The organism is Mesorhizobium sp. M7A.F.Ca.MR.362.00.0.0, assembly GCF_004023175.1.
Taxonomy (GTDB): domain Bacteria; phylum Pseudomonadota; class Alphaproteobacteria; order Rhizobiales; family Rhizobiaceae; genus Mesorhizobium.
The window spans coordinates 1-15,826 of the sequence record NZ_RZTF01000090.1; the positions used below are offsets into that span (position 1 = coordinate 1).

Annotated in this window: 18 protein-coding genes and 2 pseudogenes; 12 read left to right on the top strand and 8 right to left on the bottom strand. The window is 62.2% G+C overall.

All coding sequences use genetic code 11. The features are described 5' to 3' along the window. Window positions 1–211, top strand: a pseudogene (locus EOC06_RS14070) (single-stranded-DNA-specific exonuclease RecJ); the annotation flags it as partial. A gap of 7 nt (window positions 212–218) precedes the next feature. Here EOC06_RS14070 and EOC06_RS14075 read toward each other — a convergent pair. The 3 genes from EOC06_RS14075 to folE form a co-directional block, all read right to left on the bottom strand. Further along, window positions 219–1,190, bottom strand: coding sequence for a patatin family protein (locus EOC06_RS14075; RefSeq protein WP_127267650.1), 972 nt, complete (start codon window positions 1,188–1,190; stop codon window positions 219–221). Window positions 1,191–1,274: 84 nt separating this feature from the next. After that, a complete protein-coding gene (gene hisI, locus EOC06_RS14080) occupies window positions 1,275–1,736 on the bottom strand; it encodes a phosphoribosyl-AMP cyclohydrolase (protein ID WP_128308052.1) in 462 nt (153 codons plus the stop codon). 34 nt (window positions 1,737–1,770) lie between these two features. After that, a complete protein-coding gene (gene folE / locus EOC06_RS14085; RefSeq protein WP_027036853.1) occupies window positions 1,771–2,406 on the bottom strand; it encodes a GTP cyclohydrolase I FolE in 636 nt (211 codons plus the stop codon). Between the two features lie 240 nt (window positions 2,407–2,646). On the opposite strand from folE, the gene EOC06_RS14090 reads away from it, so the two are divergent. Further along, window positions 2,647–3,093 carry an iron-sulfur cluster assembly scaffold protein gene (locus EOC06_RS14090; RefSeq protein ID WP_127267647.1) on the top strand — a complete coding sequence of 149 codons (447 nt, stop codon included), beginning with the start codon at window positions 2,647–2,649 and terminating at the stop codon, window positions 3,091–3,093. 119 nt (window positions 3,094–3,212) lie between these two features. Beyond that, window positions 3,213–3,542: a cell envelope integrity protein TolA gene (locus EOC06_RS14095; protein WP_128289482.1), complete on the top strand. Its 330-nt coding sequence runs from the start codon at window positions 3,213–3,215 to the stop codon at window positions 3,540–3,542. 21 nt (window positions 3,543–3,563) lie between these two features. Here EOC06_RS14095 and EOC06_RS14100 read toward each other — a convergent pair whose 3' ends face one another. Continuing rightward, on the bottom strand, window positions 3,564–4,481 hold the full coding sequence (locus tag EOC06_RS14100) for a LysR substrate-binding domain-containing protein (protein WP_128308054.1): 918 nt from the start codon (window positions 4,479–4,481) through the stop codon (window positions 3,564–3,566). A 91-nt stretch (window positions 4,482–4,572) separates the two neighbouring features. Here EOC06_RS14100 and EOC06_RS14105 point away from each other — a divergent pair, with 91 nt between their 5' ends. From EOC06_RS14105 to EOC06_RS14125, 5 genes are all read left to right on the top strand, one after another. Then, window positions 4,573–4,737 (top strand): hypothetical protein, encoded by a 165-nt coding sequence (locus EOC06_RS14105; protein WP_127267645.1) that lies wholly within the window; start codon window positions 4,573–4,575, stop codon window positions 4,735–4,737. Window positions 4,738–4,816: 79 nt separating this feature from the next. Further along, the gene (gene yidD / locus EOC06_RS14110; protein ID WP_127267644.1) at window positions 4,817–5,191 is read left to right on the top strand and encodes a membrane protein insertion efficiency factor YidD; all 375 of its coding nucleotides are present in this window, start codon (window positions 4,817–4,819) and stop codon (window positions 5,189–5,191) included. A 148-nt stretch (window positions 5,192–5,339) separates the two neighbouring features. Beyond that, window positions 5,340–6,167, top strand: a complete 828-nt coding sequence (gene blaOXA / locus EOC06_RS14115) for a class D beta-lactamase (protein WP_128308055.1) — start codon at window positions 5,340–5,342, stop codon at window positions 6,165–6,167. A 175-nt stretch (window positions 6,168–6,342) separates the two neighbouring features. Continuing rightward, window positions 6,343–8,319, top strand: a complete 1,977-nt coding sequence (gene thrS / locus EOC06_RS14120; protein WP_128308056.1) for a threonine--tRNA ligase — start codon at window positions 6,343–6,345, stop codon at window positions 8,317–8,319. Window positions 8,320–8,402: 83 nt separating this feature from the next. After that, the gene (locus tag EOC06_RS14125; protein WP_128308057.1) at window positions 8,403–9,341 is read left to right on the top strand and encodes a lysophospholipid acyltransferase family protein; all 939 of its coding nucleotides are present in this window, start codon (window positions 8,403–8,405) and stop codon (window positions 9,339–9,341) included. A 24-nt stretch (window positions 9,342–9,365) separates the two neighbouring features. Here the strand turns inward: EOC06_RS14125 and EOC06_RS14130 are convergent. Beyond that, a pseudogene (locus EOC06_RS14130) lies at window positions 9,366–10,330 on the bottom strand (hypothetical protein). Window positions 10,331–10,482: 152 nt separating this feature from the next. On the opposite strand from EOC06_RS14130, the gene EOC06_RS14135 reads away from it, so the two are divergent. Both EOC06_RS14135 and EOC06_RS14140 read left to right on the top strand, forming a co-directional pair. After that, entirely contained in the window at window positions 10,483–11,067 is a 585-nt protein-coding gene (locus tag EOC06_RS14135) for a nitroreductase (RefSeq protein WP_128308058.1), read from the top strand. Next, window positions 11,068–11,676, top strand: a complete 609-nt coding sequence (locus EOC06_RS14140) for a flavin reductase family protein (protein WP_128308059.1) — start codon at window positions 11,068–11,070, stop codon at window positions 11,674–11,676. Here the strand turns inward: EOC06_RS14140 and EOC06_RS14145 are convergent. Then, window positions 11,673–12,404, bottom strand: a complete 732-nt coding sequence (locus tag EOC06_RS14145; RefSeq protein WP_128308060.1) for a TetR/AcrR family transcriptional regulator — start codon at window positions 12,402–12,404, stop codon at window positions 11,673–11,675. The genes EOC06_RS14140 and EOC06_RS14145 overlap by 4 nt on opposite strands. A gap of 107 nt (window positions 12,405–12,511) precedes the next feature. Between EOC06_RS14145 and EOC06_RS14150 the strand changes: the two genes are divergently transcribed. Then, complete coding sequence (locus EOC06_RS14150) at window positions 12,512–13,186, top strand: isoprenylcysteine carboxylmethyltransferase family protein (protein ID WP_127272690.1); 675 nt, start codon at window positions 12,512–12,514, stop codon at window positions 13,184–13,186. Window positions 13,187–13,193: 7 nt separating this feature from the next. Here EOC06_RS14150 and EOC06_RS14155 read toward each other — a convergent pair whose 3' ends face one another. Further along, a complete protein-coding gene (locus tag EOC06_RS14155; protein WP_128308061.1) occupies window positions 13,194–14,075 on the bottom strand; it encodes a CoA ester lyase in 882 nt (293 codons plus the stop codon). Between the two features lie 3 nt (window positions 14,076–14,078). Continuing rightward, window positions 14,079–14,531 carry a MaoC family dehydratase gene (locus EOC06_RS14160; protein WP_023810497.1) on the bottom strand — a complete coding sequence of 151 codons (453 nt, stop codon included), beginning with the start codon at window positions 14,529–14,531 and terminating at the stop codon, window positions 14,079–14,081. A gap of 150 nt (window positions 14,532–14,681) precedes the next feature. Between EOC06_RS14160 and EOC06_RS14165 the strand changes: the two genes are divergently transcribed. Beyond that, entirely contained in the window at window positions 14,682–15,806 is a 1,125-nt protein-coding gene (locus EOC06_RS14165) for a DUF2336 domain-containing protein (RefSeq protein ID WP_128308062.1), read from the top strand. Window positions 15,807–15,826 lie beyond the last annotated feature (20 nt).

Sequence of the window (15,826 nt, forward strand, 5' to 3'; positions counted from 1 at the left end):
GGTCGGCACCAACCACATCCGCGTCGAACTGCAATCGGAAAGCGGCGGCCGCATCCAGGCGATCGCCTTTCGCGCTGTCGATACCGCACTTGGCGAATTCCTGTTCAAGAACCGGGGCAAGACGATCCACGTCGCCGGTTCGCTGTCAGGCAACTACTGGAATGGCAACCGCACCGTGCAGTTTCGCATCACCGATGCGGCTCGTGCGTAGGCTTTGATCAGGCGAGAACGGTCTGCAGCCGGGTCAGTTCGCCGATCTGCGCCATCGTCGCCTGATAGCCGAGGTTGATCGCCTCGTCGGCGCGGTGGAATTCGGTCAGGCCGATATGACTGAGCTTCGGCTGCAGCGACATATCGGGCGGGTCGCCGGCAAGCCTGGCGCGCGAAATGCGGTCCTGAATGATGTTGAAGGCCTCGACCATGACGCCGGTGATGCCGAGCCGCGTCTGATGCGACTGGCGCTCGGCGTCGATCTGACCAGGCCGCGGCGCGTCCTTTTCAACGACCAGCTCGCCGGCGCTGTGCTTGATGACGGCGGCGCGGCCGAACAGATCATAGTGAAGGTTGACCGCCACGACGAGCGGCTGCTCATAGGCGCGGCAGACCGAAACCGGTACCGGGTTGACCAGCGCGCCGTCGACCAGCACGCGGCCATTGCAATTCACCGGCTCGAACACGCCGGGCAGCGCGTAGGAGGCGCGCATGGCGGTGATCAATGAGCCGCTCGACAGCCAGATTTCGTGGCCGGTGCGGATCTCGGAGGTGACCGCGACGAACGGCTTGGCAAGGTCCTCGAAACGAATGCCGGCCATGTGCTCGCGCAGCCTTGCATCGAGCTTCATACCGCCGAACAGGCCGCTGCCGCGCAAATTGAGATCGAGCAGGCCGAAGATGCGGCGCTTGGTCAGGCTGCGGGCGAATTCTTCGAGCTCGTCCAGTTTGCCGGCGAGATAGCAGCCGCCGACCAAAGCGCCGATCGAGGTGCCGGCGATCATCGACACTTCGATGCCGGCTTCGTCGAGCGCGCGCAGCACGCCGATATGCGCCCAGCCGCGGGCGCAACCGCCACCCAAGGCGAGCGAAATGGCTGTTTTCTTCTGGGAGTTCGTTTCGGACGCGCCGCCTGACGAGGATAGGCCGTTGGCCTCCCTGACATCTGGTCTGTTACGCAATGACGCCCACTCGAGCATCATGATCTCCCTTGTCCCACGGCCACTATACGAGCGGGCCGTATCGAAATGATGAATCTGTGAGGTTGGGGTCAGGCAGAAGGTTCAAGCTGGTGGTTTCCGATACGTGTTTACCGCATCGAACAGCGGCTTGCTGCCGTCGTCGGCAAGCGTCCCCTTGCCATCGATCAGCCCCACCGTCCGATAAAAGCATGAACGCCGGCCAGTGTGACAGGTTGCGTCGTGGCCCAACACTTTGACGCGCAACCATATGGCATCCTGGTCACAATCCGTGAGCATCTCGACGACATGCTGAAAATTGCCTGATGTTTCGCCCTTTTTCCAAAGCGCGCTGCGCGAGCGCGACCAGTAGTGGGCGATGCCTGTCTCCAGTGTCAGAGCCAGCGCTTGCGCGTTCATGTGCGCCACCATCAACAGCATGCCGTCCGCGGCATCGGTGACGACGACCGTGACGAGGCCAGCGGCATCGAAGCGTGGTGAAAACACCGCGCCTTCCTCCATGGCCTTCTTGTCTGACGAAGCTTTCGGGAATTCCAATGCCGACATCGCCGGTCCTTATCTAGCGAAGTCGCAGGGCCATTCAGATCCCGCCGCCACGCACCATGGTCACGAAACGAACCTGCTCTTCGGGCGTATCCTTGAAGACGCCGGTGAAGGTCGAGGTCAGCGTGGTTGAACCCTGCTTGCGGATGCCGCGCATGGCCATGCACATGTGCTCGGCCTCGATCATGACGGCGACGCCGCGCGGATTGAGCACGTCCTGGATGACGCCGGCGATCTGCGCCGTAAGCGCCTCCTGGGTCTGCAGGCGGTGGGCGAAGATATCGACGACGCGGGCGATCTTGGACAGGCCGACAACCTTGCCATCCGGCAGATAGCCGACATGCGCCTTGCCGATGATCGGCACCATGTGGTGCTCGCAATGCGAATGGAATGTTATGTCCTTGACGATGACCAGGTCGTCGTAGCCGGCGACCTCCTCGAAGGTGCGGCCGAGCTCGTCGGCCGGGCACATGTCGTAGCCGCCGAACATTTCGCGATAGGCCTTTGCCACCCGCTTCGGCGTGTCGACCAGCCCTTCGCGGTCCGGATTGTCGCCGGTCCAGCGCAAAAGCGTGCGCACGGCGGCTTCGACTTCAGCTTCGCTTGGCCGGTCGGTGACCGGCTTTTCCATATAGGCTGACTGTGGCATGAGCTTCTTGATGACGGCATCCATAAAGGCGTCTCCCGTAGTCCCTCTCGGCGGAGGAACGAGTTGAACGGACCACGACCTTTCGGCGTCGGAAACTCGCCCAGTTTCCAGCCCCGTAAGTGGCGTGAACTTCCCGGCAAGGACATTGGCTTTCGTCGTTCTTGTCGATACCGGACTGCCAGCATTATATAAGGTCATAGCGAGCGAAAGGAAGACACGACAGCGGCAATCGCTGTTCGCTTGGCGGCGACGGATTGGAAAATAATGATAAACGAGGTCTACAACGCGAAAATTCTCGGTTTTGCCGGGAACATTGGCCGCATCGGCCGTCTCGATCATCCTGACGCGACCGCCAAGGCTCACTCCAAGCTATGCGGTTCCACGGTCACCGTCGACCTCAAGATGCAGGACGGCCTGGTCACGGACTTTGCCCATGACGTGAAAGCCTGTGCGCTCGGCCAGGCGTCGTCATCGATCATGGCGCAGCATGTCGTCGGCGCGAGTGCTGAGGAATTGCGCGCGGTGCGCGACACCATGCTGAAGATGCTCAAGGAAAATGGCGCCCCGCCGGACGGTCGCTTCGCCGACCTCAGATATCTGGAGCCGGTGCGCGACTACAAGGCGCGGCACGCTTCGACCATGCTGACTTTCGATGCCGTGGTCGACGCCATCGGCCAGATCGAGAAGAAGCGCGCCGAAGAAGCGGCCTGACCTTGGGGTTTGGCTACCAAAGCCTGGTGTTTGCCGGGAGCCTTGCTGGCTCACTCGCGTTGAGCGGGACCCCGAGCCGGGCAGACGTAGCGGTCGAGCGCGATATCGGCGACTATCTCATGAAGGCAATCCAGCATTGTTGGAACATGCCTGCAAACACCCACAGCATTGCACGCGTCCAGATCAGTCTGAACAAGGACGGGTCACTCGCAGGCCCGCCAAAAATCCTCGGTCCTGTGACGACGCCGCCGGACAAGGTTGCCGAGTCCGCTGTCCGGGCCATCGCACGCTGCGCGCCATTTCCCAGGCTGACATCATATGCTGCCCACTACGATATGTGGCGCGATGTCATCCTCACATTCAACCCGGGAGAAGACTCACCGGGCGAGCTTCCGGCCGCGGATGCGCTCGACAAACTCTTCGAAAAATACAGCAAGAAGGCAAAGTAGCGGGAGCCCGGCCGGAAGGGTTCAAGCCCGCGCTTCCAGCACCCGCCTGCTTTCGACGAATTCGCTTCTGAGCCAGTCGGCGAACGCGGCGGCCGGTTCCGAGAGGTCGCGCAAGTTTCTGGCCACCAGCCAATAGGCGCCGGATGCGACGTCGATGTCGAACGGCTTGACCAGCGCGCCGGATGCGATTTCCGCGCCGATCTGCAAGAGATCGCCCAAGGCCACGCCATGTCCGAGCAAGGCGGCCTGTTTTGAAAGCGACGCATCCGCCAGCATCGGCCCGCGCGCCGGTATGGCGTCGGCGGGCACGCCGGCCGCTTCGAACCAGCGCGCCCAGCCCTGGCGGTTCTCCTCGTGCAAGAGCGTGTAGCGGCCAAGATCGATCGGCTTCCTGAGGGCGGGGCCAGAGGCAAGCAGCGCCGGCGACAGGACCGGCGAATCGACCGTCGAGGCAAGCCGCTCAGCCTGGCTGCGCGGCCACGCGGTGGCATGCGTGCTGAAGCGCAAGGCAAGCTCCGGCTGATCGCTGCGGAACTCGATCAGCCTTGGGTCGACCTCGAGCGAGACGTCGATGTCAGGCCGCAATTGGCGAAACCGGTTGAGCCGCGGCACCAGCCACACGGATGCAAGCGACGGCTCGACACTGACGCGGACCACGGACTGCGCCGGTGTCGCCACCAGTTCTCCAAGCAAGGTGTCGATGGCGTCGAAACTTCTGACAAGCTGCTCCAGCAGACGCCGTCCGGTGTCGGTCAGTTCGACACGGCGATGGTGACGTTCGAACAAGGGTTGGCGCAGGAAGGTTTCGAGTTCCCGGATCTGCCGGCTGATCGCCGCCTGCGAGACGAAAAGCTCCTCGGCGGCCCGGCTGAAGCTCAGATGCCGGCCCGCCGCCTCGAAGCTTCTCAATGCCGTCAGCGGCAAGCGTCCGCGCTTCATTCACATAACCCAGGATTATCCGAAGTGGAAATTATACTCGTTTGAAGGCGAAGGCCAGCGGCGGTCTAATCCATGTCAAAGGAGACCGACCATGATCCAGTTGCTGAGCATCTTTGGCGATGTCATGCGGATCGCAACGTTTCAATGGCGTGACAGAAGACAGCATGAAAAGCGTTACGAAGAGCCGACCAGTCGTGGCCGGTGGGCGTCTTCGCCTGACAGGCAGCCGTTTCGCCGTTCCGCCCGTGACGACTGAGTGCGCACAAGGAGTGGGGATTGCGTTCTCCAGTGGAAGCTCACATCTATCGCCTGGGAAACGCGATACGGAGACTGTGGTGCGCGACCAGCATGGGCATGCGCATATCGCCAGGCCGCCGAAACGCGGCCGCAACTGGCCCGGTCCATGGCGCAAGACGCCGGGCCGTCTCCTCGGCACGTCGCTCGTGCGCCTCTATCAGCTGACGCTGTCGGGCTTTGTCGGCAATACCTGCCGGCATCTGCCGACCTGTTCGGAATATGCCCATGAGGCGATCGCCCGCCATGGCCTGTGGGCCGGCGGCTGGATGGGATTGTTCCGTGTGCTGCGCTGCGGGCCATTCGGCACGCATGGCATCGACCGCGTGCCGGAGGTGCTGGAGGATCGTTATGTCTGGTTCACGCCATGGCGGTACTGGCGGATCGGCAGCAAGCGCGGCGAAGCGCAGGGGTGATCGCGTCGGTCAGGTACCGGCGGCTCTGCCCGTTTACGATCCGGTAGGGTTAACAACAGCCTGCACAAAGACTGCGCATTTGAGACAAAATCGAGACAAGAGACCTCGCTAAGCCGCTCGCGAACCCCCCTCTTGAGCGAGCAGACAAATGCGCAATTTCGACCGTCTTCCCTTCATCTTTGCCGGGATACTGTTCCTGCTCGCCTGGCTGCTGGGATTTCCGTTGCGCGCGCAATCGGCGCCGTTGGGGGACGTGCAGTGCACGGTGATCGCCGATGCGGCGAGCGGCAAGACGCTTTACCAGGACGGGGTGTGCGACCAGCGGTTCAGCCCGGCGTCGACGTTCAAGGTGCCGTTGTCGCTGATCGGCTATGACAGCGGAATCCTGAGCGACGAGCACACGCCGAGCTGGGATTACAAGCCTGAATTCAACGCGGTGAAGCGGGATCAGAAGACCGTCGATCCGGTGGTCTGGGAGCGAGATTCGATCCTGTGGTTTTCCCGGGAAATCACCCGCCGGCTTGGGTCTGAGAGTTTTGCCGGCTATGTCTCGAAATTCGACTACGGCAATGCCGATGTTTCCGGGAATCCCGGCAAGAATGATGGCTTGACCAAGTCCTGGGTGAATTCCTCGCTCAAGATCACGCCGGTCGAGCAGGTCGAATTCCTGCGCAAGCTGCTGGCCCGCAAGCTGCCTGTCTCGGCCAAGGCCTACGACATGACATCAGCCATCATCCCGACCTTCCAGGCCGGGGGTTGGACGGTGCAAGGCAAGACCGGCAGCACCAGGCTGCGCAACGACGCCGACAAGGTTCAGGACAAGCGCTCGCTTGGCTGGTTCGTCGGCTGGGCGAACAAGGATGGCCGCCAGATCGTCTTTGCGCGGCTTGTCGTCGACGCCAACCGTACGGACATGCCAAAGGGCCTCAAGACCCGGGCTGCGTTCCTGAAGGATTTGCCGCTCCTCATCAAATGAACGCTGACATTTGAGCCGGGCTTTACGGCGGCGGAATCTGTCCATAAAAGACAGCCGCTGCCGGACGCATCCGGCTTTTCCCTATGCATGTCGTAACCCAAAACCGCCATACACTTTTGGGCGACATGCATTTCAACCACCCGCGCTCGTTTGCGGGACTGGATAGGAGATATATATGCTGAATTCCGTTTCCCTGACATTTCCCGATGGCTCCGTCCGCGAATATGACGCGGCGATGACCGGTGCCGGCCTCGCCGAATCGATCTCGAAATCGCGGGCCAAGAAGGCGGTCGCCTATGCGATCGACGGCACGGTTCGCGATCTCAGCGATCCGCTCGGCAAGTCCGGCAAGGTCGAGATCGTCACCCGCGACGACCCGCGCGCGCTAGAGCTGATCCGCCACGACGCGGCCCATGTGCTGGCGGAAGCCGTGCAGGAGATATGGCCGGGAACGCAGGTGACCATCGGGCCGGTGATCGAGAACGGGTTCTACTACGACTTCGCCCGTAACGAGCCGTTCACGCCCGACGATTTTCCGGTGATCGAGAAGAAGATGCGCGAGATCATCGCGCGCAACAAGCCGTTCACCAAGCAAGTCTGGTCGCGCGACAAGGCGAAAAAAGTGTTTGCCGACAAGGGCGAGCGCTACAAGCTGGAGCTGATCGATGCCATTCCCGAGGATCAGGATCTCAAGATCTACGCGCAGGGCGACTGGTTCGACCTCTGCCGTGGCCCGCACATGGCCTCGACCGGGCAGATCGGCAATGCCTTCAAACTGATGAAGGTGGCCGGCGCCTATTGGCGCGGTGATTCGAACAACCCGATGCTGACCCGCATCTACGGCACGGCCTGGGCTGATCAGGCGCAGCTCGAAGCCTACCAGATGATGCTGGAGGAGGCCGAGAAGCGCGACCATAGGAAGATCGGCCGCGAGATGGACCTGTTCCATTTCCAGGAAGAGGGACCGGGCGTCGTCTTCTGGCATGCCAAGGGCTGGAAGATGTTCCAGAACCTGGTCAACTACATGCGCCGCCGTCTCGACGAGCAGGGCTATCAGGAGGTCAACGCGCCGCAGGTGCTCGACAAGAGCCTGTGGGAGACGTCAGGCCATTGGGGCTGGTATCGCGACGCCATGTTCAAGGTGACGGTCGCCGGCGACGACACCGATGACGACCGGGTCTTCGCGCTGAAGCCGATGAACTGTCCGGGCCATGTGCAGATTTTCAAGCATGGGTTGAAGTCCTATCGCGATCTTCCCGTAAAGCTTGCGGAATTCGGCAATGTGCACCGCTACGAGCCGTCGGGCGCGCTGCACGGGCTGATGCGCGTTCGCGGCTTCACGCAGGACGATGCGCACATCTTCTGCACCGAGGAGCAGCTGGCCGCGGAGTGCTTGCGCATCAACGATCTGATCCTGTCGACCTATGCTGATTTCGGTTTTGACGAAATCAGCGTCAAGCTGTCGACGCGGCCCGACAAACGCGTCGGCACCGACGAAGCCTGGGATCATGCCGAGGCGATCATGGGGAGCGTGCTGGAGACGATCAGGACACGGTCCGGCAATCGCATCAAGACCTCGATCAATCCGGGCGAGGGCGCCTTCTACGGCCCGAAATTCGAATATGTGCTCAAGGATGCCATCGGCCGCGAATGGCAGTGCGGCACGACGCAGGTCGACTTCAACCTGCCGGAACGGTTCGGCGCCTTCTATATCGGCTCCGATTCCGAGAAGAAGCAGCCTGTGATGGTGCACCGCGCGATCTGCGGCTCGATGGAGCGCTTCCTCGGCATCCTGATCGAGAACTATTCCGGCCATTTCCCGCTGTGGTTCGCGCCGCTGCAGGTGGTGGTGGCGACGATCACGTCGGATGCCGACGGCTATGCGACCGAGGTGGTGGCAAAGCTGAAGGCCGCAGGGCTGTTGGCGGAAGCGGATCTGCGTAACGAGAAGATCAACTACAAGGTCCGCGAGCACAGCCTAGCCAAGGTTCCGGTCATCCTCGTCTGCGGCAAGCGCGAGGCGGAAGAGCAGACCGTCAACATGCGCCGGCTGGGCTCGCGCGACCAGGAATCGCTTGGCCTTGACCAGGCGATCGCGCAATTGGCCGAAGAAGCTGTTACACCCGACCGCCGGCGCAAACGCGCGGCTTGATTGGCATAGTTTCGACTAATGGCGGTGGAGCGATCCACCGCCATTTTCATATCCCTGTCACGCCGACCTTGTAACCAGCCCCTATGCTCAAGTTGAAATTGCGCGAACGACCCTTTCCCGAGCTTTCCTATGCCAATCCGCGCCAGCCGGCGCTGACACGCTGGTTCATTCATTCGGTCGAAGGCCTGTCAGGCCGCGACCGCTACACAGCACTTTATGATTTCTGGCGCAGCCAGGTCGTGCCGACCGGCGAACGCGTGTTCAGCCGCATGCTCGACCTGATCGACGTGCGGGTGCGGACATCAGATCAATGGCCGCCGGCGCAATTGCCGGATACGCCGCTGGTGATCGTCGCCAATCATCCGTTCGGCATTGGTGACGGCATTGCCGTGCTGTCGTTGGTCGAGCAGCTCGGACGCCCGTTCCGGGTGATGATCCACAAGGATCTGCTCAAGATCCGCGAAATGGAGTCTTACTCGCTGCCAATCGACTTTTCCGAGACCAAGGACGCGCTGAAGAACAACATGGCCGTGCGCCATGAGGCGGTGCGGCTGTTGAAGGAAGGCGTCACCATCGTTGTGTTTCCGGCCGGCGGTGTTGCCACCGCGCCAAAGGGCTTTGGCCGGGCACGCGATCTGCCGTGGAAGATATTTCCGGCCCGTCTCATTCAGGACGCCAGGGCGTCGGTCATCCCGATGCATTTTTCCGGACAGAACGGCAGGCTGTTCCATCTCGTCAGCGGCCCGATGAACATGGCCGAGCGCGACAGCCGCCTGGCGAAATTCGTCGGCAGGGCCTCTCTGACATTGCGCACGTCGCTGCTCATTCACGAATTCGCGCGGCTGTCCGGCAAGGCGATAGACGTGCGCGTCGGGGATGTGCTGAGCTGGAGCGAGCTGGAGCCGTTGCGCGACCGCAAGGCATTGCTCGACCGGCTGTATCGCGGCGTGTTCGATCTGGCGCCAATCGTGGCGCGCCGCCGGATTCCGTTCCTGCCAGCGCGGACCAAGATGGCAGCCTGAAAACAGGAAACCTGCCGCGGAAGGTTAGTCCGCGCCTTCTTCGGGATCCATCGCCGCGGCCTCGGTGGCCAGAACCTCGATCTCCTGGTTCTGCCCGGCCACGACCGTAAAATCCTTCTGATAGATGCGGTCGCGGTTCTTGGCGATGATGGTGTAGTCGCCCTCGGCCAGCACCATCGAGGCGAAGGCGCCGACGGTTTCCTTGATCGGATCGCCCGATTCGTTGAGCAGCGACCAGGATGTGTCGGCGATCGCCTCGCCACCGGTTTCGCGCACCAGCTTCATGGTGATCTCGGCGGCGTGGTGCTCGACACGGTGGCTTCGGTCAGCTTGCCGGCCTCGACACGGATGTCGGAGCGGATGACCGCGTTGACTGCGCCATAGGTCGAGACGACGTGGTAGATGCCGGCGTTGAGCCGCACGACGCTGTTGGGCTCGACATCGGGAATGATCAGCGCGCGGTCGCCATTGGCCTCGGCGGTGCCTTCGTAGATCGAAAATCGCAGCTTCTTTGGTGGAATGCGCACGCCGCCGGACAGCACTGCGTCGAGCTTGAGGCCGCCGGCGTCGAGCACGAGACTTTCGCGCTTGGCGTCCTTGCCGACAGTGATGCGCTTGGTGGCGCCGGCCCGGCCGTAGGAGGCGTGAACCAGATAGCTGCCGGGTTCGAGCTGGAAGACGGCGGTGCCGCCATGGGAGGAGGCAACCATCGGCAATTTGCCGTTGACGGCTTCGGGCTTGAAAACCCGCCAGACGATGCCGCGCGTGATGTCGGAACCCTTGTCGGTTAGTTGGGCGGACAATGTGATGGCGCCGCCGCCGCTCAGCGCCAGTGACGTCTCGCCTTTCGGCGTCGCGTAGCTCGAAATTCCCGGAAGCTTCAGGTCGGTGACACCGTCGACGTTCTGCGCCACGGCAAGCGAAACCGGCGCCATGAATATCAGCGCGCCGAGCCAGACCAGGAAAAGACGGACAGTCCCCTCAAACATGCCTTGCGTTGAAGCCCATGGCGGTGGCAATTTCAAGGCTTAAGAGTTGAAACGACTCTTCCCTCCGGCGTATCCCGCGCCAATGCCCGAGCCGCCCGAATCCCCGATGGTGCGCTTCAGCTCAAAACAGAATGTCCAGGAGACTTGCGCCCATGGCGTCGCCGATCATCGACTTCCTGCTCACCCGAAACTCCGCACCGATCCCCGATTTGAAGGAGCCGGCGCCGAGCGATGCGGAGATCGCCACGATGATCGCCGCTGCCTCCCGGGTGCCCGACCATGGCCGGTTGGAGCCCTGGCGCTTCATCCTCTACCGTGGCGACGCCCGCGTCGAGATCGGCAGCCAACTGGCAGCGCTTGCAGAGCAGCGGGAAGGTCCCTTGTCCGAAGGCCGCCGCAACCAGGAACTGGCGCGATTCTCGCGCGCGCCACTGGTGATCGGCGTTGTGTCGATTCCCAGGGAGAATCCAAAAATCCCGCAATGGGAAATGTTCCTGTCGGGCGGCATGGCGGCGATGAACCTGATGATAGCAGCGAATGCGCTGGGCTATGGCACCAACATGATCAGCAACTGGTATTCGGATGTGCCGGAGGGCAGGGCGCTGCTGGGGCTGGCGCCGCAGGAGCGGGTCATCGGCTTCATCCATATCGGCTCCTATGCCGGCCCGGCACCGGAGCGGCCCCGGCCCGATCCGGCAAAGCTGTACAGTGACTATTCGGGGCCGTGGGCGGGCTGAATGTTCTACGAACCCTCAAAGGGCCACGGCCTGCCGCATGACCCTTCGAAGGCGATCGTGGCGCCGCGTCCGATCGGCTGGATTTCGACACTGAACAGGGCTGGTGAGATCAACCTCGCGCCATACTCCTTCTTCAATGCCGTTTCGACGCGGCCTTTCATCGTCTGGTTCTCCTCCGAAGGCGAGAAGGACAGCGCCTCCTTCGCCCAGGAGACAGGCGAGTTCGTCGCCAATCTCGTCAGCCGCGATCTCGCGGAGAAGATGAACCGCACATCGGTCAATGCTCCGCGCGGCGTCAACGAGTTCGTCTATGCCGATCTTGCCATGGCGCCGTCTCGGCTGGTGGCGCCGCCGCGCGTGGCGGCAGCGCCGGCCGCGCTCGAATGCCGGGTGACGGAAGTCTTTCGGCCAAAGGCGCTGGACGGATCGCCGACAAGCGCTGTGATTGTTGCCGGTGAAGTGGTCGGCGTGCACATCAACGACGCCTTCCTGACAGACGGCCTGTTCGACATCACCAAGGCCGGCAATGTCGCCCGTCTCGGCTATATGGATTATGCCAGCGTCGACGAGGTGTTTTCGATGCGCCGGCCGCGCTGGGACAAGGACTAGATATCAGGCTTGGCCAGCGCCTTGCCGGCACTCTTTCGCCGCCTGGCCGTCATGACGGTGCGCACATAGCCGGGCTCGCCGATCCGGATGCTTCCATCGGGCAGGCCCAGTATGCGGTCGAGAGCGATCTCGTAGAGCCTGACGCGTTTCTCCAGGGCCTCGATCGCGATCTCCATGTCGGCGTCGCTGCCGCCGGCAATTGCCTTGGCAACGACGTCATGCGTGGCCATGCCGAACTGCATGACGATGTCGGCAACACCTTCCGGATCGAAGGTCCTGAAAGTGCCGTCTTCGATCCCTTGCCTGATGATCTTGACCAGCAGAGGTGAAAACGACGCGCTGGCGGCCAGATTGATACGGTGGAAAAGCACCAGATTCTCAGGCCGAAACATCGTCTCGAAAAGAGTCCAAGCTTCGGGCGCGGTCTCGATCTTTGCCCGCCGCGACTGGATGAGCAGGCCATTCATGCGGCCAAGCGGGTCTAGGTCCGGATCGTCGATTATGTCTTGCACCCCAGCCAGTGCCTGTCTTGCAAAGCGATCGGCCAATGCTTCCAGAAGAGCCTCCTTGGAGGGGAAGTAGTGATAGAAGGCGCCCTTCGAGACGCCGGCGGACGCAATCACGTCGTTGAGGCTCGCTTTGTCATAGCCCTGCGTCAGGAAAAGGGTCTGGGCATGGTCCAGAAGCTCTTCTCGCCTGAACTCTGGATGCTTGATGACACGGGGCATGATGAACCTTCTGCACAGTTCGCTTGAATTACAGACCGCTGGTCGGTATGGTAGACCAATGGTCTGAAATTGCCAGTGCAGTGAGCGGATATCATGAAAGGTCGATCATGATCGCGAAATTGGTCCTCCAAACATTCGTCTGGTTTGGCGCCATGGGCGCCTTGCTCTTCCTGTCGGCCGGCACGCTGCGCTGGCCGGGCGCCTGGGTCTATCTGGTGGGGATGGTGGGGCTCAGTCTCACCTTGGGCGTGGCGCTGGCAAGGCGCGATCCCGGCCTGATGAATGAGCGGTTGAGTTCTCCTATCCAGAAGAATCAGGACACGGCCGACAAGGTCCTGCTGTCCATACTACTGCTCGCCATCTTTGGTTCGCAGATATTCATGGGGTTCGACGTCCGTTTCGGCTGGTCCGTGGTTCCCGTCTGGGTGCAGGTGGTCGGCGCGCTCGTCCTGCTGCTCGGAATCTGGATCTGCTATCTGACGATGCTGGAGAACAGTTTCGCGGCGCCCGTGGTGAAGATCCAGGATGAACGCGGACAACGTGTGATCTCCACGGGGCCTTACAGCTACGTCCGCCATCCGATGTACGCCGGCGCCATCCTTTTCTTCGCCGGCACTGCACTTCTGCTTGGTTCCTGGTGGGGGCTGGCGTCGGTACTCGTGATCGTCGTTCTCCTGGCCATCCGCACCTTCATTGAAGAGAAGACGCTTCGCACCGGCCTGCGCGGCTATGACGACTATGTGGCCCGGGTCCGTTACCGCCTGATCCCATTGGTTTGGTAGCAGGCGCTCAGGCGGAAACACCTGCCGCGTTTGCCCGCGCCAGAAGCCGCTCGGCTAGCCGCAGATGCGGTCGGTCGAACATCTTGCCGTCAATGCCGACGACGCCGGGATTTCCCGCCGCCGCGAACGCGGCAACGATTGCCGTCGATTGTCTCACGGCCTCGGCCGACGGCGTGAAGGCGGCGTTGATGACCGGCACCTGATCGGGATGGATCGCCATTTTGCCGGTGAAGCCATCGCGCTCGGCCTCCGTGCATTCCACTTCGAAGGCCGCCATGTCGCGAAAATTCGGGAAGACGGTGTCGATCGCCGCGACCTCCGCCGCACCGGCGGCAAGTATGGTCATGGTGCGAGCGTGGCGGAACACGTCCGTGTAGCGGCCATGCTCGTCGCGGACGCTGCGCGCGCCGATCGCCGCCGACAGGTCTTCAGCGCCCCAGGTGAGGCCGGCAAGCCGCGCACTTGTCCCGGCATAGGTCGCCGCCGCCAGCACGCCTGCCGGCGTTTCGGTGATGATCGGCAGGATCTTGATCGCGCCGTCGGCCAAGCCATTTTCGGCCTCGCGCACCCTGAGCTTTGCCGACAGATGCTGCACATCCTGGCCGCTGTTCGACTTGGGCAGCATGATGCCGTCGGGTCGTGCCGGCACCAACGCCGCCAGATCGTCATCCGTCAACCCGGTCGTGAGGTCGTTGACCCTGACATAGATGGCTGAACTGGTTTGCGCCCTGCGTTCCAGGATGAAGCGCGCCGCCACCTCGCGCGCCAGCCCCTTGTTGTGCGGCGCCACGGAATCTTCGAGGTCGACGATGATCACGTCGGCGCCCGCACCAAAACTTTTTTCCAGTTTCCTCTGGGAATCGCCAGGGACGAACAGCAGCGAACGCATGCGTCAGATCGCCTTCTTCAGCATCATCGCTTGCCTGGTGCATTTGGCGACGAGATCGCCATGCTGGTTGTAGGCGCGATGCTCGAATTCGACGATGCCGCGATCGGGTTTCGACCTGGATTCTCGCACCGAGATGACTGTCGTCTCGACCCGGATGGTGTCGCCATGGAAGACCGGATGCGGAAACACGGTCTCCTTCATGCCGAGATTGGCGACCGTAGTGCCGACTGTGATGTCATTGACCGAAATGCCGATCATCAAGCCGAGCGTGAACAGCGAGTTGACCAGCGGCTTGCCCCATTCGCTCTTGGCGGCGAAATCGAAGTCGATATGCAGCGGCTGCGGGTTCAGCGTCATTACCGAAAACAGCATGTTGTCGCTTTCGGTAACGGTCTTGCGCAGCGTGTGCTGGAAGACATGGCCGACAACGAACTCTTCGAGATAAAGCCCGGCCATTTCTTTCTCCTCAGGTGCTTGACGGTGATAGGCGCTGCAAATCAGCCTCGCAAGCCAGTTAATGAACATGGTGAACGGTTCGTAAACCAATTCTGCCTACGGTCGTCGGTGGGGTCAGAAGCTTCTGACAAGGGGCGTAAGCAGGCGGGCATGGTTGTTGTTTCGCATTTCCTGAAATGGATCTACACGGCCAGGGTGTCGGAGCGTGCAGCGGCGGCGAGCGCTCTGGCCCGGGCCTATATCAATTCCGAATTGCCTTTCGAGGACCGTTGCGCCGCCGAGGCGGCGCTGACGCTATTGCTCGACGATGCCTCGTCGAAGGTGCGGCTGGCGATGGCCGAGGCGCTGTCGATGAGCCACCACGCGCCAATGCAGATCATCAGCGTGCTGGCCTCCGATCAGCCGGAAGTCGCCGGCGTGGTGCTGGCGCGCTCGCCGCTGCTCACCGACGCCGACCTGATCAACCGCGTGGCCTCAAGTCCGAAGGCGACACAGAAATTGATCGCCGACCGGCCGCTCGTCTCGATGGCGCTGTCGGCGGCCATCGCCGAGATCGGCGAGGCGGACGCCTGCGCGGTGCTGCTCGCCAACAGCGGCGCCGACATCGCCTCGCTCAGCTTCCGCCGCATGGCCGAACGGCATGGGCACCTGCCGCTGGTGCGCGAGGCGCTGATATCGGATATCAGGCTGCCGGCCGACTGTCGGCATATGCTGCTCGTCAAGCTCGGCGAAATGTTGAAAACGTCGCCACTGGTGATGGCGATGATGGGCGCGGCGCGAGCCGACCGCGTCATGCGCGACGCCTGCGTCAAGGCTTCGGTGACGCTGATAGAAGGCACGCGCCAGGAAGAACATGCGGCCCTGATCGAGCATCTCAGGCTGCGCGGCGACCTTACCGCGAGCTTTCTGATCCGCACCATCGCGCATGGCAAGGTCGATTTCTTCGGCTCGGCGCTGGTCGCGCTCAGCCAGCAGTCCGAACAAAGGGTAAGGGCGCTGCTTGCCGGCGGGCACGATGTCGCCTTGCAGGCGCTGTTCCGCAGCGCAGGACTTGCCGCAGTCACCCATGCCATCATCCTGCGTGCGCTGAAGATCTGGCGCGAGGTCGCCAACGGCAAGCGCGTCGCCGGTGTGCAAGAGGTCAGCTGGCTGATGCTCAAGGAGGTGGGCGGGCAGTCCGCGGAAGGCGATCTTGCCACACTGGTCAAGTCGATCCATCTCGACGCGCTGCGCGAGAACGCGCGGGATCACGCACTGGCGATAGCGGCGGCTTAGCCTTTATCCCTCGCGAAAAA